The organism is Metabacillus rhizolycopersici, from assembly GCF_020075705.1.
The window spans coordinates 97,817-117,434 of sequence record NZ_JAIQUM010000003.1; the positions used below are offsets into that span (position 1 = coordinate 97,817).

The following is a 19,618-nucleotide window of genomic DNA, read 5'->3' on the forward strand; positions in this document are numbered from 1 at the left end:
CCGCGTCCCAATTTCTCTATATTAATATTCAGACGTAATGATTGGTGTTCCTATAACAACCGTTGTTTTATCGCCCATTCCGTCTGTCCTCATTGCAATTTGAATATTCATTTCACCGTTTGCTGTTGGTATAGCATCTTCCCACACAGGAGTTCTTGCTGATACGGAAAGAAAATCTTGCTCCAAAAGTTGTTCAATCGGATTCGCTTTAAATTCAGTAACTAGATTCTTTGACATTTCCATCAAACTACTCTTCATCATATCATCAACAGATCCAACCACACAAGCGTAAATTGTTGCATCTTCTTGGAAAATGTCGAAAGTTTGTTGGCTAAAATAATCAGTTATATTGCTCCAATTGACTTGTAAACCATTACCGACAACCTCATAAAGTATATACGACCCAGTATAATCATTTGTGAGGGTTGTTAGAATTTGTAGATTTTCAGTTACATTTTTTGCTTTGTTTTCAAAGACACCTATCGCTTTAAATACATGCTTATCTTCTTCGTATGTCCAATTATATTGACGATATTGATCTGTCATTTGTTTCACTTCACTGACAGATTTTTTTTCGAAATTCTTTTTAGAATATAAGGACCACTCATCAATTTGTACGTTTTGTTTCTCCATACCTTCAGCGATACGTGCAATCTTGGACTCATTACCTTCTGCTCCAATGTGAGTAGCAATGACAGAACATAAAATAAAAATGGCTAACGCTACAGTTACTATTTCTTTCTTTCTCATATTCGTTCACTTCCTCTCCTTAGTAACATTGTTACCGGATCGGAAGGATGCATACGTGGAAATAGTCGTCATTAATAGACAATTCATTTTTATATCACGTACAAATTCTGTTCAAAATACCTATTATCAGGTCTTCAATCAGTGAGGTTTTTCTTAAAGCACTCACTGATGGCTAGCTGCACTTATAAGAGCATGACAAATCGTTTACACACCGAAACGCCTGAGGTGGCAATCATATCGCCTGTTATAAATGAGATGAAAAGACTTAACGTTTGGTTTATTCGCATTAGAATAACAAGGGCAATTGCTGTGACCATAACAAATAATCAAGGAAAAAATTACTTACAATCGAACCGATTGCAATTGTCAATAAAATTAAAAGTATTTTCGCTTGTATAACCTTGCCCGCTTTCATCCATTTCTCGATGTTTAATGCTTGTAAAGCCCACCATGTTACAAACATAAAGGCAAGGTTTACAATCATACTTATTAAAGCAATTTGGCCGTACTCGGGCATTAAGTTCATCCCTCCATTTTGCGTATCTTACTACACACAAAGCAACTTAAATCATACAATATTCTCTCAAAAATACAAGCACAATTTTACCTAAAATCATTAAAAATTAGATATCTTATTAGTCAGAAAATCTACCCTTGAACATTATATAAATAAAATAGGTTTACATGATAATTTTTTTGTTTTTATAAAAATTTCATACAAATTAGGTTCTATTTCACATTCGTTCATGTCGAATTTATGCTGCATAACCGAGTAGTCGTACCTATATATTGGAAATTATAAAGCGTAAACTTCCTCCTCTAATGTCTTGATTCAAGAAAAAATGTGACAACTTTGTGTCCCTAACCTTCGTATAGTTTGGTATTCGTCTTTTGATTTCAACATTTCTCATTAGCTTGCTAGTTCATTCAGGGATGTAGGCGATCAGACGATCTATGATAGTTGCTACGATTAAAGTAGGTTTGTTGTGAGGTTTTTTGGTACACAATGTAATCTCGTGTATTTCATTAGAAAAAGGATGGTTAAAGAGCACTGAAACTCTAGTACCATCCTTTTTTCACTATTTCGTTACATTTAAACGGTTGATGGCACGTTGAAGTGCTAATTCAGCACGTTTAAAATCGATTTCATCTGTTTTTTGATTTAGACGCTCTTCCGCACGTTTTTTAGCGGCTTCTGCACGAGCGACATCAATAGACGCTCCTGTTTCAGCTGCTTGAGCTAAAATCGTCACCTTGTCAGGTCGAACTTCGATAAAGCCGCCACTAACTGCAACGAGTCCAGTGCTGCTCCCTTGCTTTAGACGAACTACTCCAATTTCCAATGGAGCAACCATCGGAATATGGCCAGGTAAAATCCCAAGCTCACCACTTTGAGCCTTTACACTTACCATTTCTACGTCTGCATCGTAAACTGGGCCATCGGGAGTAACGACATTAACTAATACTGTCTTCATACTCATACCCTCCTAGGTCCCTAATTTAGACTTCTACACCCATTTTTTTCGCACTTTCAATTACTTCTTCAATACGTCCAACTAAGCGGAACGCATCCTCTGGAAGATGATCGTACTTACCTTCAAGAATCTCAGTGAAGCCACGTACTGTTTCTTTAACAGGAACATATGAACCAGCTTGGCCAGTAAATTGCTCTGCAACGTGGAAGTTTTGAGATAAGAAGAATTGAATACGACGAGCACGACCAACTACAAGCTTGTCTTCATCGTTCAGCTCATCCATACCTAAGATTGCAATAATATCTTGAAGCTCTCTATAACGTTGTAACGTTTGTTGTACTTTACGAGCTACATTGTAATGCTCTTCTCCAACGATTTCAGGTGATAATGCACGTGAAGTTGAAGCAAGAGGATCTACCGCAGGATAAATACCCATTTCAGATAATTTACGCTCAAGGTTCGTTGTTGCATCTAAGTGAGCAAATGTCGTTGCTGGAGCCGGATCCGTATAGTCATCGGCAGGAACGTAAATTGCTTGGATTGATGTAACAGAACCTACGTTAGTAGATGTGATACGCTCTTGTAATTGACCCATTTCTGTCGCTAATGTCGGTTGGTAACCAACGGCAGATGGCATACGTCCAAGTAGGGCAGAAACCTCTGAACCTGCTTGTGTGAAACGGAAGATGTTATCCATGAAGAAAAGAACGTCTTGTCCTTGATCATCACGGAAATATTCAGCCATTGTAAGACCTGTTAAAGCAACACGCATACGCGCACCAGGTGGCTCATTCATTTGTCCGAATACCATTGCTGTTTTCTTAATAACGCCAGAGTCAGTCATTTCCCAGTAAAGGTCATTTCCTTCACGAGTACGCTCACCAACACCTGCGAATACAGAAATACCGCCGTGCTCTTGTGCGATGTTGTTGATTAACTCTTGGATTAATACCGTTTTACCTACACCGGCACCACCGAATAGACCGATTTTACCACCTTTAATATATGGTGCAAGTAAGTCTACTACTTTAATTCCTGTTTCTAAAATCTCAACCTCTGTTGAAAGTTGATCAAATTTAGGAGCTTGTCTATGGATTGGATCACGACGAACTTCTGCAGGAATTGGTGCATCTAAGTCAATGTTATTTCCTAATACGTTGAATACACGACCTAGTGTAACATCACCAACAGGTACTGAGATTGGAGCACCTGTATCCGTTACTTCTGTTCCACGAACAAGACCATCAGTAGAAGACATTGCAACTGTACGTACTGTATCATCACCTAAATGTAAGGCAACTTCTAAAGTTAATTCAATACCGACTTCATTTTCACTAGCATCGGTTTTAATTGTAAGGGCATTATAAATGTCTGGTAGTTGACCGCTTTCGAACTTTACGTCAACAACCGGACCCATAATTTGAGTAATGCGTCCTTTATTCATCATTTTCCCTCCTATCTCGAAATGCGTAAGCGCCTTGCTTAGCCCTAAAAGCCATAAGACGCGGATAAATAAAATAGAAAGCGCTCTTTGCCTTCCATTCACTCGTGGCTGATGACCCCGAGGGGCTAGGCGCTGTAACTAGACATCAAAACTAAGTAAAAACGGATACTTAGTTCGCTATTTTTGAATAGAATTAACCTATTCTAATGCCGCAGCACCGCCAACGATTTCTGTAATTTCTTGTGTGATTGCAGCTTGACGTGCACGGTTATATGTTAATGTAAGTCCATTAATTAACTCTTTTGCATTGTCTGTTGCATTCTTCATTGCTTGCATACGAGCTGAATGCTCAGAAGCTTTACTATCAAGTAATGCTCCATAGATGAGACTTTCAGCATATTGCGGTAGCAATACCTTTAAAATTTCTTCTTGGTTTGGTTCGAATTCATATGAAGTTAATTTCTTATTTGAAGAAATACCAGTCAACGGAAGAAGCTTCTTCTCAGTAACCTCTTGCTGTATTGCACTTACGTAATGATTATAGTACATGTATAATTCATCAAACGCTTCATCTGTAAACATGTTTACAGCATTACTTGCAATATCCTTAATCGTTGAGAAGGATACTTCATCACCCATACCAATAATTTCTGAAATCACATTCATCTCACGCTTTTTGAAGAAATCACGACCCATTCTACCGATTGCAATGATAACAAATTCATCATTCGATTTATGTCGCTTTTGAATGGCTTGGAAAGCGGCGCGAATAACATTACTGTTAAAGGCTCCTGCTAAACCACGATCTGATGTAATAACTAAATACGCAGTACGTTTTACAGGTCTGCTTTCTAGCATTGGATGATTTGCATCAGAACTACCATTTGCAATACTAGCAACAACCTCTTCGATTTTATCCATGTAAGGAACAAATGCCTTTGCACTTGCTTCCGCACGGTTTTTCTTAGAAGCTGATACCATTTCCATTGCTTTTGTAATTTGACTCGTCTTTTTTGTCGAATTAATTCTGGTTTTTATGTCACGTAATGATGCCAAAGGTTCTCACCACCTTCGATTATTCTCTACTTAAACATGCTTAGTGAAAGCCCTCATGAACCTTCACCTTTGCACACTTATTTATTATTCAGAAACAGCAAACGTCTTTTTAAATGCCTCTATTGCAGCTTTCATGTCTTCATCTTTCGGAAGACCGCCAGTTGTACGGATTTCTTCAAGAAGTGCTTTGCTGTTTTGTTCGATATATACATGGAATTCATCTTCAAAACGAGTGATATCTGCTACAGGGATATCATCTAATAATCCTTTTGTTAATGCATAAAGAATCATAACTTGCTTTTCAACCTTTAACGGTTTGTTAAGTCCTTGTTTAAGTACTTCAACAGTACGAGCACCACGATTTAATTTCGCTTGAGTTGCTTTATCAAGGTCTGAACCGAATTGAGCAAATGATTCTAGTTCACGATAAGAAGCTAGGTCTAGACGAAGCGTACCAGCAACCTTCTTCATCGCTTTAATTTGTGCTGAACCACCAACACGAGATACAGATAGACCTGCGTTAATCGCTGGACGTACGCCAGAGAAGAAGAGGTCAGACTGAAGGAAGATTTGTCCATCAGTAATAGAGATTACGTTTGTCGGAATATAAGCCGAAACGTCACCTGCTTGCGTCTCAATGAATGGTAATGCAGTTAATGAACCTGCACCTTTTGCATCACTTAATTTTGCTGCACGCTCTAGTAAGCGAGAATGCAAGTAGAAAACGTCACCAGGGTATGCTTCACGACCTGGAGGACGACGAAGTAATAATGAAAGCTCACGGTATGCCGAAGCTTGCTTTGTAAGGTCATCATAAACAACAAGAACGTGCTTGCCGTTATACATGAACTCCTCACCCATTGTTACCCCAGTATAAGGAGCTAAGTATAGCATTGGAGCTGGTGATGATGCAGAAGCTGTTACAACGATTGTGTAATCTAGAGCACCATGCTTACGTAATGTTTCAACAACACCACGTACTGTTGATTCTTTTTGACCGATTGCAACATAGATACAAACCATATCTTGGTCTTTTTGATTCAAAATCGCATCGATTGCTACAGATGTTTTACCAGTTTGACGGTCACCGATGATTAACTCACGTTGTCCACGTCCAATTGGCACAAGTGCATCGATCGCTTTAATACCTGTTTGTAGTGGTTCATGAACAGATTTACGATCCATAACACCTGGTGCTGGACTTTCAATTGGTCTTGTTTTTGTCGTTTCAATCGGACCAAGTCCATCAACAGGTTGTCCTAATGAGTTTACAACACGTCCGATTAATGCTTCACCTACAGGAACCTCCATGATGCGTCCTGTACGACGAACTTCGTCACCTTCACGGATATCTGTGAAAGGTCCTAAAATAATAATACCAACGTTATTTTCCTCTAGGTTCTGAGCCATACCCATAACGCCGTTTGAGAATTCTAAAAGCTCTCCAGCCATGACATTGTCGAGGCCATGAGCACGAGCGATACCATCCCCAACTTGGATAACAGTACCAACATCGCTAACTTTAATTTCAGACTGATAGTTTTCAATTTGCGTCTTTAGAAGAGCGCTAATTTCCTCAGCTTTGATGCTCATGAGATTCACCCCTATCTACAATCTATTTGCGACTAATTGTCGCTCTATACGTTCAAGCTTACCGCTAACACTGCCATCATAAATACGATTCCCTATACGCAGCTTAACGCCACCTATCAACGTTTTATCAACGATATTCTTTAAACGAAGTGATTTTTTTCCAACCTTTTTCGCGAAAGAGGCTGAAATACTTGAAAGCTCCTCTTCATTTAAAGGACGAACAGTGTATACCGTTGCATCTGCAGTACCATGCAGTTCGTTCGCACTCTGAACAAAGTAAGTAACCATTTCTTCAACAATATCAATGCGATTGCGATCAACTAAAAGCAATAAAGTATTGACGACTTGTTGTGAAAGGCTAGCAAATGATTTTTTAATCATTTCCTTTTTCTTATCTTTCGCTACTTTAGGATGATTAAGCACATCCAGTACTTCTTTATTCGCTGCAAATACTTCTTTTACAACGAGTAATTCACTTTCAATTAGGTCAAGTTTGTTTTGTTCCTTTGCAAGTTGAAAAAGAGCTGCTGCATAACGTTTCGCAACGATTTCATTACTCATCGACCTTCGCCTACCTCATTTATGTAGTCGTTAATCAGTTTTTCTTGTGCTTGCTCATTCAACTCTTTTTCGATGACTTTAGAAGCAATTAAAACAGATAAAGAAGCAACTTGCGCGCGTAATGCTGCAACAGCCTGTTCTTTTTCTTGTTCGATTTCTTTTAAAGCTCCATCTTTCAAACGACCTGATTCTTCACGAGCAGCTTGGATAATTTCTTCTTTTTGTTGCTCACCAAGCTTTTTCGCATTCTCAACTAAACTTTGAGCTTCAAGACGTGCTTGCTTTAAAAGCTCACGTTGCTCTTCGATTAGTTTTAGAGCTTCTTTATTTCTTTCTTCAGAACTTGTAATTTCATTTGCAATATGTTCTTCACGTTGCTTCATCATGTTCATGATTGGTCCCAACGCAAATTTCTTCAATAGCGCAAGTAGAACTAAGAATATAACAAGTTGATAAAGGATATCACCTGTGTTTAGGCCTACACCTGCACCTAATGCAAGATCATATGTTAACATAGCTCGGCTTCACTCCCTTCAAGAGTTCCATGATGGGTTATGATATTTTTTTAATAATAGTTGATTGTTTTATCGTGAGAGATTAAACTAAACGTCCGTCAGCTTGTGTAATCCTTTATGGTTGCTTACGGCTCGTTTAACTTATTCTTTACTAAATTCCTTCTCTACTGAATGATGACTATTCATTGTCAAAGTGATAAAGGAAAGGCGAAGGTTCGCTTTGAATGATCTTCGCCATATTAATCCATTTACTTTATCGAATTATTGTCCCATAACGATGAATGCGATAACTACCGCGATGATTGGAATCGCCTCTACTAATGCAACCCCGATGAACATAGTTGTTTGTAATTTTGATTGCGCCTCTGGTTGACGTGCAATTCCCTCTACTGTACGAGATACGATAAGACCATTACCAATACCAGCACCTAGTGCCGCTAAACCAATTGCAATTGCAGCTGCTAATAAACCCATTGTTAATTTCCTCCTTTGAATGTATGAAAAATAATATTACATTTGTTTTAGTTCATAATGCTTGAACATTTATTAATTAATGGTCTCGACTCACTTTGTGTGCCATATAGACCATTGTTAACATTGTAAAAATGAATGCTTGGATTGCACCAACAAAGACACTAAACCCTTGCCATGCTAACATTGGAATTGCTGCGCCTAGAGCACCAAAAACACCACTTGATCCAAGACCCGCAAGCAAGCCTAATAAAATTTCACCTGCAAAGATATTTCCGTACAGACGAAGACCTAGCGTTAATGTGTTTGCAAATTCTTCGATAATCTTAAGTGGAAACATGAATGACATCGGTTTAAAGAAATCCTTGCCATATTCAGAAAGACCCTTCATCTTAATGCCATAGTAATGTGTTAATGCAATTACTAAAACGGCCAATGTTAATGTGATAGCAGGATCTGCTGTTGGTGATTTCCACCATAATTCATGCCCAAAAACGATTGCAAATGGAAGACCCAACATATTAGAAACGAAAATATACATTAACAACGTAATTCCTAATACTAAAAAGCGGCCACCTGTTTGCCAATCCATTGTACTGCCGATAATATTTCTTACAAAATCGATAATCCACTCAAAAAAGTTCTGCATTCCTGTTGGCTTCATTGCCAATGTTCGTGCAGCTAAAACTGCGATTAAGAATACGATTAAACTAGCGATCGTAATCATTAATACATTTGATAAATTAAAATTAAGACCCAAAAACGGTACCACTGGAGCTTCGTGACCCATTAGATTCACCTCTCTTCCTAGCTAAGCGCGAGAATGTTCAATTACATAATCTATCATAATAACGATATACATCGTCATTAATCCAATAATGATACTAATTAAATTAAAATACTCTGGATACCTCAAGGCAAAAAAGATTGCAACACCAGCAGCCGCCATTCGCGATGTCGTTCCTAGCGACCCGGGTTTTCTATTTTCCCGGAGGGCACGATCAAATTGATTGTGCTTTCTAACTAAAATCCATAGATTATATAGAGTTATACAAGTTCCAAGTATTAAGCCTAGGAATATAGACTGATATTCAGTGAAACCCCAACCTATTACATATATAGCAAGTAGATAGAATATGTACTTTCGATACCTTTGAAACATTTGTTGCATATCAGTCATGAAATGTATAATCTCCCGAAAAATAGTGGTGAACTAACTTAAGCAAGGCATATATCCAACTAGCTAGTCCAAACAAAAGGCTTGTAATCAAAATAATCGTTTAGTGAGCCATAAAATGAAGCGAATGACATCTTCCATGCATCGTAAACATGACATTGACGTGCTATGTGATTATGCTTGTCATAGGGGGTTAAAAAGCACGGATGTTGTCTAAAAATGTAAACCTTACCATTAGAACCTATATTAGCATACAATAGCCATAAAGTGATGTCAATCCGTTTTAAGTTAAATCGTTCACAATCTCCCTATTTCTACAGGATTCATCACAATTCGTTCACATTTAATCGCTTACAGCCTTGATTTTATTGCATATTGTTAATTATTCAATAAGTGAAATATCCACTTCTATTTGATCTTCTTGGCCCATTTTTTTCGCAAAGATAATTGCCTTATACAGATTGGCTTTTACATCTAAATCTTCCTTCTTTATTTCCTTTTCGATAAGCCCTTTCGGAGCATTTTTTTGCCAATCTAAAAAGCCAACAAACGTCAAGGTGTCTGGATCATACAAAGCAATTCCCATTTCTTCCGCACCACCAGGTAAATACATTCGATACTTATATGTATCAGGATGGTCACCATACGTTAATTCAAACCCCATTACACGTGGATAATTTGGTTCATCAACCACAAATAGATAAGGAAGGTCGATTGTATCCGTCCCTTGTTCGATTTGAAGCCACTCTTGATGGATGCCTGGTTCCATCTGGTTTGGTGTCAGATCCATGCTAATTTTCACCTTTTCCTTTTCTCCTGGATTAAGCGTGACCCTGTGCGGAAGCTTCCATTGTATTCCTGCTTTTTTGCTTGGTGGTTTAAACGTAATCACTTGACTCTTATCTGATTGATTATCAACTGTCAGTACGGCTGTTTTTTTTGTTCGTGGATGGCTTGTTTCATATTGACCAAATGTAAGGGAACCCGGATAGATGAGAACCTCTGCTTCAATTGCGTCTTTTACGTTTATTCTACCTGTCCCTTGTTCGTTCGGTTTTAGCTTCTCGCGGCGATCATTTTCTAATGGTGTGGCTGTATTCATAAGGGATGCCTTAATCTGCTTTGGACTCCAATCGGGGTGTGCTTGTTTGATAAGCGCGCATGCCCCTGCTACATGTGGAGCAGCCATGCTTGTTCCATGCAATGCTAAATATCCCTTTGGAACGGTGCTGTCGATGGAAACACCTGGTGCAACAACATCTGGTTTGATTGCCCATGTCGTTGTTACCGGACCCCTTGAGCTAAAATCAGCTAGTTTATCCTCCTCATTTTTATATATCGTTCGGACGACTGGACGTTGTTTGATTCGCTTCTTAATCATTTCACCTGCTTGTTTTGAAATCGACACAACCGGAATTTTTAGTGGTATTTCTAACGCACCCGAGAAATTCCCACTCACATTATTCGTGATAATAACAGCCTTCGCTCCTTGTTCCTTTGCATTTAAGACCTTTTCTGTGAAGGTAATTCCCCCGCGATCAATCAGGATCATTTTGCCCCGCATCGTCTTATCTAATTCGTGCTTTTCTCCTTTTCCTCCATATACAATCTTACCTAGACTTGTGAATTCCCAAGGTTTAGCCCCTTGCATTCCATTCATTTGAATGAGTTCCTTCACTCCTGATATTTTTAAATAAGGCATGCGTAGTGGAGGCGAGGAAGCTCCAACTGAAATTGCCTGTGCAGAGGTGCCGGGCGAACCAACAGTCCAAACACCAGGTCCCGAATTTCCACTAGAGGTTACGGCAACAATCCCTGACTCTACCGCGCGATCAAGCGCTAGGCTTGTCGGCCAATCTGGTCCATTAACAGCATTACCCAAGGAAAGATTAATGATATCGACTTTATCTTTGATTGCTTTATCAATTGCCGCAATTACTTGGTCACTTGTCCCCATCCCACCAGGTCCCAGTGCTCTGTATGCAATAATTTCAGCCTCTGGCGCAATTCCTTTTAATTTTCCGTTAGCAGCAATAATTCCTGCGACATGTGTGCCATGAATAGTTTCGTTCCCTTTTAACGTCGTTTCCATTGGGTCTTCATCACCGTCAATAAAATCGTAGCCACCTCGGTAATTCCGCGACAAATCAGGATGATTATAATCTACTCCTGTATCAATAACGGCAATCTTCACACCTTTACCAGTTAACCTACGATTCCCCTGATCAAAAAGTCCCCTTACATCTTCTCCACCAATAAACGGAACACTCTCTTTTATATGTGACGTGTAGGATACGACCAGACTTGAATGTAGAACCGCGGAATCACTAGTTAGTTTTTTTAGCTTTTCTTCCGGACCTTCAATCGAAAAGCCGTGGAATACATTTTGATAGGTTTGATGAATTGTTAATCCAGCACTTTCCTTTACCTTCTTTTTAAAGTCAGTAAAGGATTCCTTCTTAACGACAACCATGATCTTTTGATTTTCGCGATGAGTTTCCACTGGGAGTGGCGGTCGCTTCGGATAGATTTCACCATGAACATTCGCCTGGAAGGTTGTTACAACTAGCAAGGTTAGTACTAGAATGAAGCATTTTCTTAATTCCATCAGATTCCACCTCCTTTTTAGTTTGTTCGTTTGTTTACGAAAACATGTAACAAATTGGTAGGAGAGGAAGCCGGTGGATTTCCTTGTAGAGACTGGTTGAATTGGAGTGTTATTTAAGGGAAGGGAGCTGGATGTCGTGCACTTATCCACAGTACAAGAATTTTCTAGTTTCCTAAACGGCAAAAAAGGGAAAACCTCCACATACGAAGTTTTCCCTTTTTGTTTCTATTATTTTGTTCCGAAAAGTCTGTCGCCAGCGTCGCCCAAGCCAGGTACAATATAGCCGTGGTCGTTTAGTTTTTCATCTAATGCCGCTATATAAATATCAACATCCGGATGTGCTTCCTTAACGAGCTCTACACCTTCAGGAGCTGCAATTAGGCACATGAATTTGATATTTTTCCCACCGCGCTTTTTCAAACTATTGATTGCTTCGATTGCTGATCCACCAGTTGCTAGCATAGGATCAACGACAATTAGTTCACGCTCTTCAATATCTGAAGGAAGCTTTACGTAGTATTCAACTGGCAATAATGTTTTCGGATCACGATATAGGCCAACATGTCCTACTTTTGCAGCTGGGATTAGCTTTAAGATTCCGTCTACCATCCCTAAACCCGCACGCAAAATTGGAATGATTCCAAGCTTTTTCCCTGCAAGAACCTTCGATTTCGCTGTCGTTACTGGTGTTTCAACACTAACCTCTGTCAATGGTAGGTCTCTAGTGATTTCAAACGCCATTAAGCTTGCAACCTCATCAACAAGCTCGCGGAATTCCTTCGTTCCTGTATTAATATCACGAATATATGTAAGTTTATGTTGAATTAATGGATGATCAAACACATATACTTTTCCCATCAAATCATCTCCTTTTCTTAGACACTTCAATAGATTCTACAGAAAAAAAAGAGGAGTTTCAAGTTTGATTTTAATTCTTTAAATCCACCCTTTATCTATCCTTTACATTTTGATAGCGACTAATGCTGAAATAAAACTAAAAAAACAGGTACTGACTTACGTTGCTTAAGTCGGTACCTGTCCTTTAAATGGATTATTTTATTATTATCGAAGACACTTCTATGTTTCGAATTAAAGGTTACGATATAAAGGGAATTTACTTGTTAAGTTTTCAACGCGTTGTTTTGCTTCAGCTAACTTCGCTTGATCTTCGTGATTTTTTAATGCGAATGCAATGATGCTACCGATCTCATCCATTTCGTCTAAACTAAAGCCACGGCTTGTCACAGCAGCTGTTCCGATACGGATACCACTTGTTACAAATGGACTTTCTGTTTCAAATGGAATCGTGTTTTTGTTTACTGTAATACCAACTTCATCTAGGACATGCTCAGCAACTTTTCCTGTTAATTGAAGTGAACGAACGTCAACTAGTAATAAGTGATTGTCAGTACCACCAGATACAAGCGTCAAGCCCTCTGATTGTAATTTTTCAGCTAAGCGTTTTGCATTGTCAATGATGTTTTGTGCATATGTTTTAAAGTCGTCTTGAAGTGTTTCACCGAATGACACTGCTTTTGCTGCAATGACATGCATTAGTGGTCCGCCTTGAAGACCAGGGAAGATCGATTTATCAATTTTCTTTCCAAATTCCTCTTTACATAAAATCATTCCGCCACGTGGTCCGCGAAGTGTTTTATGAGTCGTTGTTGTAACGAAATCAGCATATGGCACTGGGTTTTCGTGTAAGCCAGCAGCAACTAAACCAGCAATATGAGCCATATCAACCATGAAATAAGCGCCAACTTCATCAGCGATTTCACGGAACTTTTTGAAGTCAATTGCTCTTGGATAAGCACTTGCACCAGCAACGATTAGCTTCGGCTTATGTGTTCTTGCTTTTTCTAATACATCGTTATAATCGATGAGATGTGTCTTTTCATCAACACCATAGTCAATAAAGTTGTATTGAACACCACTAAAGTTAACAGGGCTACCATGTGTTAAGTGACCGCCGTGTGATAAATTCATTCCGAGAACTGTATCACCTTGCTCTAAAATCGTGAAATATACACCCATGTTTGCTTGTGCACCAGAGTGAGGCTGAACGTTAACATATTCTGCTCCAAAAATCTCCTTCGCACGGTCTCTTGCAATATCCTCTACTACATCCACATGCTCACAGCCACCATAATAACGACGACCAGGGTAACCTTCAGCATATTTATTCGTAAGAACTGAACCTTGCGCTTCCATTACAGCTTCACTTACAAAGTTCTCAGAAGCGATTAATTCAATTTTTGTTTCTTGGCGAGTACGTTCATTTTGAATAGCTTCAAAAATTTTTGCGTCTTGTTGTGGTAAATGTTTCATTTAGTTGAAATCTCCCTTCATTCAAAACCGATAGTTAGTATTTACATTACAAAGCTTTTTCATCGTCTAGTTTCCCCTATATTGTACACGTATACTACCCGGATTGTAATAGATTTTCTGAAAAATTTTTCGGTTCCCCAACTTATTTCCCCAATATGTCGGTGTAAATGCGAATATTTTAAGATTAAATCGACAAAATGTTCGTTTATTTATTTTAAGGATTTAATCATGTCTATACTTTTCTACTTTAACCTTTAAGAAAATTATTAAACCTATTGTCGTTACTTTTTCTCTTAAAGTCAACCGTAAATAATAGAATATTTTGTATTTTTTATTTAAGTTTATATTATTTGATTGAATTTGTCTGGAGTATGGTTCAATTCTTTGGATGAGTAGTTCGGTCATTTGTATGGGTGGCTCTTTTCTTTGAACTTGAGAGTAGAATTCTGAGCTTGGTTCAATTTTGATGGGATAGGGTTCAATTATCGGGAAAAGCGGTTTAATCCCTAGAAAGTGAGGACCCTTTTCTAGGGATTGAACCATTTAGTTACCTATTTTTGCCCACTAAAAAAGAACCAACCATTCCTAGTTGATTCTTTCCGTTTTAATGACATGCATTGTTTTCTGTTGTTGCTTCGTAAACGGCTCTTGTGCCACCGATTAATTTTGGGCGTGTTTTGGCCATTGTGATGTGAGCTCCACCTATTTGCTTGATTTTACTACGCAATGGTACTGCTACGTGTTTTAGGTGCATGCCGATAAATGTATCGCCAATGTCGATTCCTGAATCCGCTTTTATAAATTCAACGACGGTTGGATGTTCCATGTGTTGATGTGCATAGGTAGCCATAGCGCCACCAGCCTGTCTTACTGGAATGACAGTCACTTCCTCAAATCCTTTTGCCTTTGCTACTTCCTTTTCGACAACTAGTGCACGATTTAAATGTTCGCAGCATTGAAAGGCAAGATGGGCACCGGTTGTGCTCGTAAGTTCTAATAGCGTGTGAAAGATCATCTTCGCTACGTCTTCTGAACCTGCCGTCCCGATTTTTTCACCAATTACTTCACTTGTACTACAACCAATTACAATGAGATCGCCATTTTCAATGTCCGCTTGTGTTTGAAAGTCATCAAGCAGAGTTTGGAGATCTTGTTGCCATTTTTCAAGATTCGTCATTGATTATACGACTTCCTTTTTAAAGATGATTTTTTTCATATTCACCGATTTTTCCTACTCGATTCGCGTGGCGTCCACCTAAATAGTCTGTTGTGAGCCAGATTTTCGCAATTTCTCTAGCAAGTCCCGGACCAATTACACGTTCTCCCATTGCTAATACATTGCTATCATTATGCTCGCGCGTTGCTTGGGCACTAAACATATCATGAACAAGTGCACAGCGAATGCCTTTAACCTTATTTGCTGCTATGCTCATGCCAATACCTGTCCCACAAATTAGGATTCCGCGATCAAACTCACCATTCGCGACCCTTTCTGCTACTGGTAGTGCATAGTCTGGATAGTCTACAGATGTCTCACAATTGCAGCCCATGTCCTCAAATTCAATATTTAACTCTTTTAATAACGCAATAATTTCTCTATGAATATTTATCCCGCCGTGATCTGATGCAACTGCTACTTTCATAATACCCTCCTAAAGGTTTGATTTGAAACTACTTTGTTTCCTCTATTCTATCGCTTATATAACAAAACGAGCAATTGTTTTCCTTAGTTCTTCCGCACTTTGAGCTAATTTATGACCTAATTCATTTATTGCTGATGCGACTTCTTGTGAGCCAGCTGATGTTTCCTCAAGCATTCTCGCTGATGCTTGTCCATTCGCTTAGAAACAATTAGATTTCAAGTTTTTTTATGAGTCTGTTGATGAATTCTTCTAGGTCAGATAGCGTTTGACGATACATCGGCAATGTGCCTCCAAACGGATCAATAATATCTCTTTTCTCCTTGTCATCTTCAGCGACATATTCAGCAAGTGTATAGCTTTTGCGACCTGCATGTGGATATAGTTCAATGACTGTTTGCTTATGATTATTCGTCATCGTTAAAATAATGGTCGCCCATTCAACTAGCTCTTCACTTAAGCTAGAGGATTGATGACTACATTGTATTCCTTTTTCACTTAATGCCTCAACTGCATGATTCGATGCAAGACTTCCACCGATCGCAAAAACTCCAGCGGACCTCACTTCAATTTGATTCGTGTTTTTCTTATGCTTTAGCAGTGCTTCTGCCATAGGACTTCGACATGTGTTCCCCGTACATACGAATAGGACATTAGTCATGTTACACCACTCCTTTCTTTCATTATAATTGAAAATTTATTCATAAAGTAGTCGGTATTGTTGAATAATTATGAACTATTGACAATTGAACTACCCCTCCTTAACACCCTTTCCGGTTGTTTGAAGAAGAGGTATTCTCGCCTAAAATGATAAAGCAGACCAAGACTTTATGGCCTGCTTTATCACCTTCTATGTACCTTCCTCTTGCTTAGAAGGGGAAAATTAATTTTACACCGAACGCTAATAAAATACTTCCACCAAGCGCTTCACTATATGAGCCTAACCACGTTTGCACTCGCTTGCCGACCAGCAATCCACACCAGGTTAAGATCATGCTGACGATTCCGAAAATGAGAACAGTCAGAAATGTTTTTGCACCATAAATGCCTAAGCTTAATCCGACAGAGAAGCTATCTAAGCTTACACTAAGAGCAAAAACGATTAAACCCATTCCGACTGGCGTAATCAATGGCTTTTCATCTTTACTAAATGAAGAAAGGACCATTTGTACACCTAATAAAATGAGTAGTCCTCCACCTAAAAGCGTTGCAATCGTCCCAAACTTATCACTTAATACTCTCCCAATCAACATACCGACTAGCGGCATCCATATATGAAAAACACCGATTGTTACACCAATGTAAAATATTTGCTTGAATTTTAATCTTATTAACCCCATACCTAGTCCAACAGAAAATGCATCCATTCCTAATGCCAATGCCATAATGATTAATGCAAGAAGCTCCCCTATCATCGTTTCTATATTCATGATTCTCCTCCTCGGACACGCCTTCTAAACTAACTTTATGCGCGCTCGATTTGGATTAGAACAGATACGAAGCTTGATTAAAACATCACAGCTCTAGCTCAATTCCCCTCCACAATAACCTGATTTCCAGCTGCTTTGAGTAGGCGATTCATAATCGCTTCACCAACACCAACCTGTGGAAAACTTTCACTTAGGATCAGATCGACATCTGATTCATCAAATTTTCTTAATACATCATAAAGTTGTGCAGCAACCGTCTGCAAATCCGCTCGGCTTCCACAGGCTATCACCTTATGCGCATGGAGCTGTGCGACATTTTCAAACGTTGTGAGCACACCGACCTTTTTTCCTTCCCTTTGATGCTGCTCAATAAGCTTTTGTAAAAAGTTGATAGTCCCATCAACGATGACAACAGGTGCATTCGGAGCATAATGTGTGTATTTCATTCCTGGAGCTTTAGGGGCATGCCCCTCTTCGATCAACGCTTGGTCGATCGTCACTTCTCCGATTACAGCTTCTAACTGTCCTTTCGTTACACCACCAGGACGCAGAATCGTTGGAACAGCTGATGTGCAATCTAGTACGGTTGATTCTACACCGACACCGGTAGCGCCACCATCTAAAATACCACTAATTTTCCCGTGCAAATCATGGTATACATGTGAGGCATGAGTAGGACTAGGCTTCCCCGACTTATTCGCACTCGGTGCAGCAACTGGTACATCTGCTTCTCGTATCAGAGCGAGTGCGAGTGGGTGATCCGGCATCCTAACACCAACGGTATCAAGCCCTGCTGTCACAAGTGTGGATAACTCATCGCCTTTTTTCGGTAAAATAAGTGTCAAAGGACCTGGCCAAAATTCGCTTATTAATTTGTAGGCATACTCCGGAACATCCTTCACAATCTTATCCAGCGTGCTAACTGAAGCGATGTGGACAATGAGTGGATTATCACTCGGTCTTCCTTTTGCCTCATATATTTTTTGAACCGCCTCATCTGAACAAGCATTCGCTCCAAGGCCGTAAACTGTTTCTGTAGGAAAAGCAACGACTTCGTTTTCCCTTAATAAATTCGCTGCCTGTGTAAAGTGTGAATAACTAGTGGATAAATCAGTTAAATCATCCACAGTCCAAAGCTTTGTGTCCATTTGTCTTAACTCCCTTGTTTACCGTTCATTTCTACTGTAATTCTTACCTTAAGTAGATGTTTACTTAAGAAAATATATAAGATTGCGCCCAATTAAACAAGTCTTATCCACAATTTGTGGATAAGACTGTGGTTTTTGTGGATAACATTATGTACATATCCACATTATGAAGACTTTGCCATGATCTTTGCATCTGTCTTTTCTAGAGAGACCCGCATATGCTCCAACGTTAACAAATGTTCGGGAATCGAGGCCCGAGCAATCTCTTTAAAGCCCATTAATGTGAGGAACTGCACAGACGCTTCTTTATTTGTAACCAAAAATAGCTGTTTCATTCCTTTTTGCTCTGCTACTGTTTGAATACTTTGAAAAAGCGTTAAAATATGTGCCTGTTTTAGCTTGTCCGACACGACGAGTGACCGCAATAAACCATGCTCATCCATCGGCTCGATACCTATACAAGCGACAACCTCATGCTCACCATTTTCCATGATGACAAAATAATCTATAAGATCTTCAAAGCCTTCTGAATTGACCCCAGCTTTTTCAACAAAGGCGGTTAGTTTACTGAGATCTTTACTTTCCGCTACTTTTAATTGATAAAACATGCTCTCACCCCATTTATTTTTCCTACTTCAACACTATGAGGTGAAAACTAGTTTTATGCGTCATTGTTGTGGGACTGTCCCCACTTTACGAAAACAACCCTTGGAACCAGTCTACTAAAAAGAATTTTACTTCTACTTCTTCTTTTTCTTCCTCTTCATCAATCACAAGTGAGGAAAGCTTTTCATTTGTTTTCTCACTGTCATTCATTGTTCCATCTTCAGGATTTTCCTCTGCCTGTACAGCAACACTATTTGAGAAATCGAGGAAACACAGCGGTGGGAATAAGACGCACCACCAATTGGCACCCTTTGCTTCACCAAGACTGATTAAAATCGCCTCATAATTACCAGCTGGGTAAATGAAATCACCGTAAAGCTTTGTTGGAAAGCTTACATTCCCAAAATTAACGGAGTAGGTTTGCGGTTTATTTTCTCTCTCTAAAACCGTTTCAACAATTTTTTCGATGTCAGCAAGTCTTGATTGAATTAATTGTCTTGCCTCCTCAACTGAAGTTAACTCTGCAACCCATTCGGTAATTTCTTTGTTTACTTCATCCCGAACCATTCTTTTCAGCTCTTGATCTTCCTCAGAATCACTATTAGCCAAAATTCGTAATCGAATAGCTTCATCTGGAATCATCACTTGCTCCTGTGCACTCGCATCCACCGGTTCCTTATAAACACTAGCAATAGCTCCTACCAATAATAAGAATATATATATAATTGCGATTAATTGTTTTTTCATTATCTCACGCCTCCCTTGGTAGACATTATGGTCAGCGTGAGAGATTCTTAAACTATCTTTTTAAAA

At 39.1% G+C, this 19,618-nt stretch carries 21 protein-coding genes; all 21 read right to left on the reverse strand.

Going from position 1 to position 19,618, the window contains the following annotated elements; translation table 11 throughout:
* Positions 1-21: 21 nt before the first annotated feature.
* The 21 genes from K9V48_RS02375 to spoIIR all read right to left on the reverse strand — a co-directional run bounded on the left by K9V48_RS02375 (position 22) and on the right by spoIIR (position 19,552).
* Complete coding sequence (locus K9V48_RS02375; protein WP_224136582.1) at positions 22-750, reverse strand: YwmB family TATA-box binding protein; 729 nt, start codon at positions 748-750, stop codon at positions 22-24.
* Positions 751-1,036: 286 nt separating this feature from the next.
* Positions 1,037-1,267 carry a DUF1146 family protein gene (locus K9V48_RS02380; protein ID WP_111616048.1) on the reverse strand — a complete coding sequence of 77 codons (231 nt, stop codon included), beginning with the start codon at positions 1,265-1,267 and terminating at the stop codon, positions 1,037-1,039.
* A 562-nt stretch (positions 1,268-1,829) separates the two neighbouring features.
* On the reverse strand, positions 1,830-2,225 hold the full coding sequence (locus K9V48_RS02385; RefSeq protein WP_224136584.1) for a F0F1 ATP synthase subunit epsilon: 396 nt from the start codon (positions 2,223-2,225) through the stop codon (positions 1,830-1,832).
* A gap of 25 nt (positions 2,226-2,250) precedes the next feature.
* On the reverse strand, positions 2,251-3,669 hold the full coding sequence (atpD, locus tag K9V48_RS02390) for a F0F1 ATP synthase subunit beta (RefSeq protein WP_224136586.1): 1,419 nt from the start codon (positions 3,667-3,669) through the stop codon (positions 2,251-2,253).
* Between the two features lie 198 nt (positions 3,670-3,867).
* Complete coding sequence (gene atpG, locus K9V48_RS02395) at positions 3,868-4,725, reverse strand: ATP synthase F1 subunit gamma (RefSeq protein WP_224136588.1); 858 nt, start codon at positions 4,723-4,725, stop codon at positions 3,868-3,870.
* Positions 4,726-4,809: 84 nt separating this feature from the next.
* A complete protein-coding gene (gene atpA, locus K9V48_RS02400) occupies positions 4,810-6,318 on the reverse strand; it encodes a F0F1 ATP synthase subunit alpha (protein ID WP_224136590.1) in 1,509 nt (502 codons plus the stop codon).
* A 15-nt stretch (positions 6,319-6,333) separates the two neighbouring features.
* A complete protein-coding gene (locus tag K9V48_RS02405; protein WP_224136592.1) occupies positions 6,334-6,879 on the reverse strand; it encodes a F0F1 ATP synthase subunit delta in 546 nt (181 codons plus the stop codon).
* Complete coding sequence (atpF, locus tag K9V48_RS02410; RefSeq protein WP_224136594.1) at positions 6,876-7,394, reverse strand: F0F1 ATP synthase subunit B; 519 nt, start codon at positions 7,392-7,394, stop codon at positions 6,876-6,878. The genes K9V48_RS02405 and atpF overlap by 4 nt, the downstream gene beginning before the upstream one ends.
* Before the next feature lie 261 nt (positions 7,395-7,655).
* Positions 7,656-7,868, reverse strand: a complete 213-nt coding sequence (atpE, locus tag K9V48_RS02415; protein ID WP_111616041.1) for a F0F1 ATP synthase subunit C — start codon at positions 7,866-7,868, stop codon at positions 7,656-7,658.
* A gap of 76 nt (positions 7,869-7,944) precedes the next feature.
* The gene (atpB, locus tag K9V48_RS02420) at positions 7,945-8,655 is read right to left on the reverse strand and encodes a F0F1 ATP synthase subunit A (protein ID WP_224136596.1); all 711 of its coding nucleotides are present in this window, start codon (positions 8,653-8,655) and stop codon (positions 7,945-7,947) included.
* Between the two features lie 21 nt (positions 8,656-8,676).
* Positions 8,677-9,045 carry an ATP synthase subunit I gene (locus tag K9V48_RS02425; RefSeq protein WP_224136598.1) on the reverse strand — a complete coding sequence of 123 codons (369 nt, stop codon included), beginning with the start codon at positions 9,043-9,045 and terminating at the stop codon, positions 8,677-8,679.
* 379 nt (positions 9,046-9,424) lie between these two features.
* Positions 9,425-11,650, reverse strand: coding sequence for a S8 family serine peptidase (locus tag K9V48_RS02430; protein ID WP_308012490.1), 2,226 nt, complete (start codon positions 11,648-11,650; stop codon positions 9,425-9,427).
* Positions 11,651-11,878: 228 nt separating this feature from the next.
* The gene (upp, locus tag K9V48_RS02435) at positions 11,879-12,508 is read right to left on the reverse strand and encodes a uracil phosphoribosyltransferase (RefSeq protein WP_224136600.1); all 630 of its coding nucleotides are present in this window, start codon (positions 12,506-12,508) and stop codon (positions 11,879-11,881) included.
* A 231-nt stretch (positions 12,509-12,739) separates the two neighbouring features.
* Complete coding sequence (gene glyA / locus K9V48_RS02440) at positions 12,740-13,981, reverse strand: serine hydroxymethyltransferase (protein ID WP_224136602.1); 1,242 nt, start codon at positions 13,979-13,981, stop codon at positions 12,740-12,742.
* A gap of 604 nt (positions 13,982-14,585) precedes the next feature.
* Positions 14,586-15,158, reverse strand: coding sequence for a TIGR01440 family protein (locus K9V48_RS02445; RefSeq protein WP_224136604.1), 573 nt, complete (start codon positions 15,156-15,158; stop codon positions 14,586-14,588).
* Positions 15,159-15,177: 19 nt separating this feature from the next.
* Entirely contained in the window at positions 15,178-15,624 is a 447-nt protein-coding gene (gene rpiB / locus K9V48_RS02450) for a ribose 5-phosphate isomerase B (RefSeq protein ID WP_224136606.1), read from the reverse strand.
* 208 nt (positions 15,625-15,832) lie between these two features.
* The gene (locus K9V48_RS02455) at positions 15,833-16,282 is read right to left on the reverse strand and encodes a low molecular weight protein arginine phosphatase (protein ID WP_224136608.1); all 450 of its coding nucleotides are present in this window, start codon (positions 16,280-16,282) and stop codon (positions 15,833-15,835) included.
* A gap of 208 nt (positions 16,283-16,490) precedes the next feature.
* Positions 16,491-17,051, reverse strand: coding sequence for a manganese efflux pump MntP (locus K9V48_RS02460; protein ID WP_224136610.1), 561 nt, complete (start codon positions 17,049-17,051; stop codon positions 16,491-16,493).
* 98 nt (positions 17,052-17,149) lie between these two features.
* Positions 17,150-18,199 (reverse strand): L-threonylcarbamoyladenylate synthase, encoded by a 1,050-nt coding sequence (locus K9V48_RS02465; RefSeq protein WP_224136611.1) that lies wholly within the window; start codon positions 18,197-18,199, stop codon positions 17,150-17,152.
* A gap of 164 nt (positions 18,200-18,363) precedes the next feature.
* Entirely contained in the window at positions 18,364-18,807 is a 444-nt protein-coding gene (locus K9V48_RS02470) for a GNAT family N-acetyltransferase (RefSeq protein ID WP_224136613.1), read from the reverse strand.
* 85 nt (positions 18,808-18,892) lie between these two features.
* Positions 18,893-19,552: a stage II sporulation protein R gene (gene spoIIR / locus K9V48_RS02475; RefSeq protein WP_224136615.1), complete on the reverse strand. Its 660-nt coding sequence runs from the start codon at positions 19,550-19,552 to the stop codon at positions 18,893-18,895.
* Positions 19,553-19,618 lie beyond the last annotated feature (66 nt).

Bases quoted from the DNA above. Each gene is read 5' to 3' on its own strand.
- K9V48_RS02405 (WP_224136592.1), bottom strand. From the start codon at position 6,879: ATGAGTAATGAAATCGTTGCGAAACGTTATGCAGCAGCTCTTTTTCAA.
- atpE (WP_111616041.1), bottom strand. From the start codon at position 7,868: ATGGGTTTATTAGCAGCTGCAATTGCAATTGGTTTAGCGGCACTAGGT.
- K9V48_RS02445 (WP_224136604.1), bottom strand. From the start codon at position 15,158: ATGACGAATCTTGAAAAATGGCAACAAGATCTCCAAACTCTGCTTGAT.
- K9V48_RS02380 (WP_111616048.1), bottom strand. From the start codon at position 1,267: ATGCCCGAGTACGGCCAAATTGCTTTAATAAGTATGATTGTAAACCTT.
- spoIIR (WP_224136615.1), bottom strand. From the start codon at position 19,552: ATGAAAAAACAATTAATCGCAATTATATATATATTCTTATTATTGGTA.
- K9V48_RS02465 (WP_224136611.1), bottom strand. From the start codon at position 18,199: ATGGACACAAAGCTTTGGACTGTGGATGATTTAACTGATTTATCCACT.
- upp (WP_224136600.1), bottom strand. From the start codon at position 12,508: ATGGGAAAAGTATATGTGTTTGATCATCCATTAATTCAACATAAACTT.
- rpiB (WP_224136606.1), bottom strand. From the start codon at position 15,624: ATGAAAGTAGCAGTTGCATCAGATCACGGCGGGATAAATATTCATAGA.
- glyA (WP_224136602.1), bottom strand. From the start codon at position 13,981: ATGAAACATTTACCACAACAAGACGCAAAAATTTTTGAAGCTATTCAA.
- K9V48_RS02385 (WP_224136584.1), bottom strand. From the start codon at position 2,225: ATGAAGACAGTATTAGTTAATGTCGTTACTCCCGATGGCCCAGTTTAC.
- atpA (WP_224136590.1), bottom strand. From the start codon at position 6,318: ATGAGCATCAAAGCTGAGGAAATTAGCGCTCTTCTAAAGACGCAAATT.
- atpF (WP_224136594.1), bottom strand. From the start codon at position 7,394: ATGTTAACATATGATCTTGCATTAGGTGCAGGTGTAGGCCTAAACACA.
- K9V48_RS02470 (WP_224136613.1), bottom strand. From the start codon at position 18,807: ATGTTTTATCAATTAAAAGTAGCGGAAAGTAAAGATCTCAGTAAACTA.
- K9V48_RS02425 (WP_224136598.1), bottom strand. From the start codon at position 9,045: ATGACTGATATGCAACAAATGTTTCAAAGGTATCGAAAGTACATATTC.
- atpD (WP_224136586.1), bottom strand. From the start codon at position 3,669: ATGAATAAAGGACGCATTACTCAAATTATGGGTCCGGTTGTTGACGTA.
- K9V48_RS02460 (WP_224136610.1), bottom strand. From the start codon at position 17,051: ATGAATATAGAAACGATGATAGGGGAGCTTCTTGCATTAATCATTATG.
- K9V48_RS02375 (WP_224136582.1), bottom strand. From the start codon at position 750: ATGAGAAAGAAAGAAATAGTAACTGTAGCGTTAGCCATTTTTATTTTA.
- K9V48_RS02430 (WP_308012490.1), bottom strand. From the start codon at position 11,650: ATGGAATTAAGAAAATGCTTCATTCTAGTACTAACCTTGCTAGTTGTA.
- atpB (WP_224136596.1), bottom strand. From the start codon at position 8,655: ATGGGTCACGAAGCTCCAGTGGTACCGTTTTTGGGTCTTAATTTTAAT.
- K9V48_RS02455 (WP_224136608.1), bottom strand. From the start codon at position 16,282: ATGACTAATGTCCTATTCGTATGTACGGGGAACACATGTCGAAGTCCT.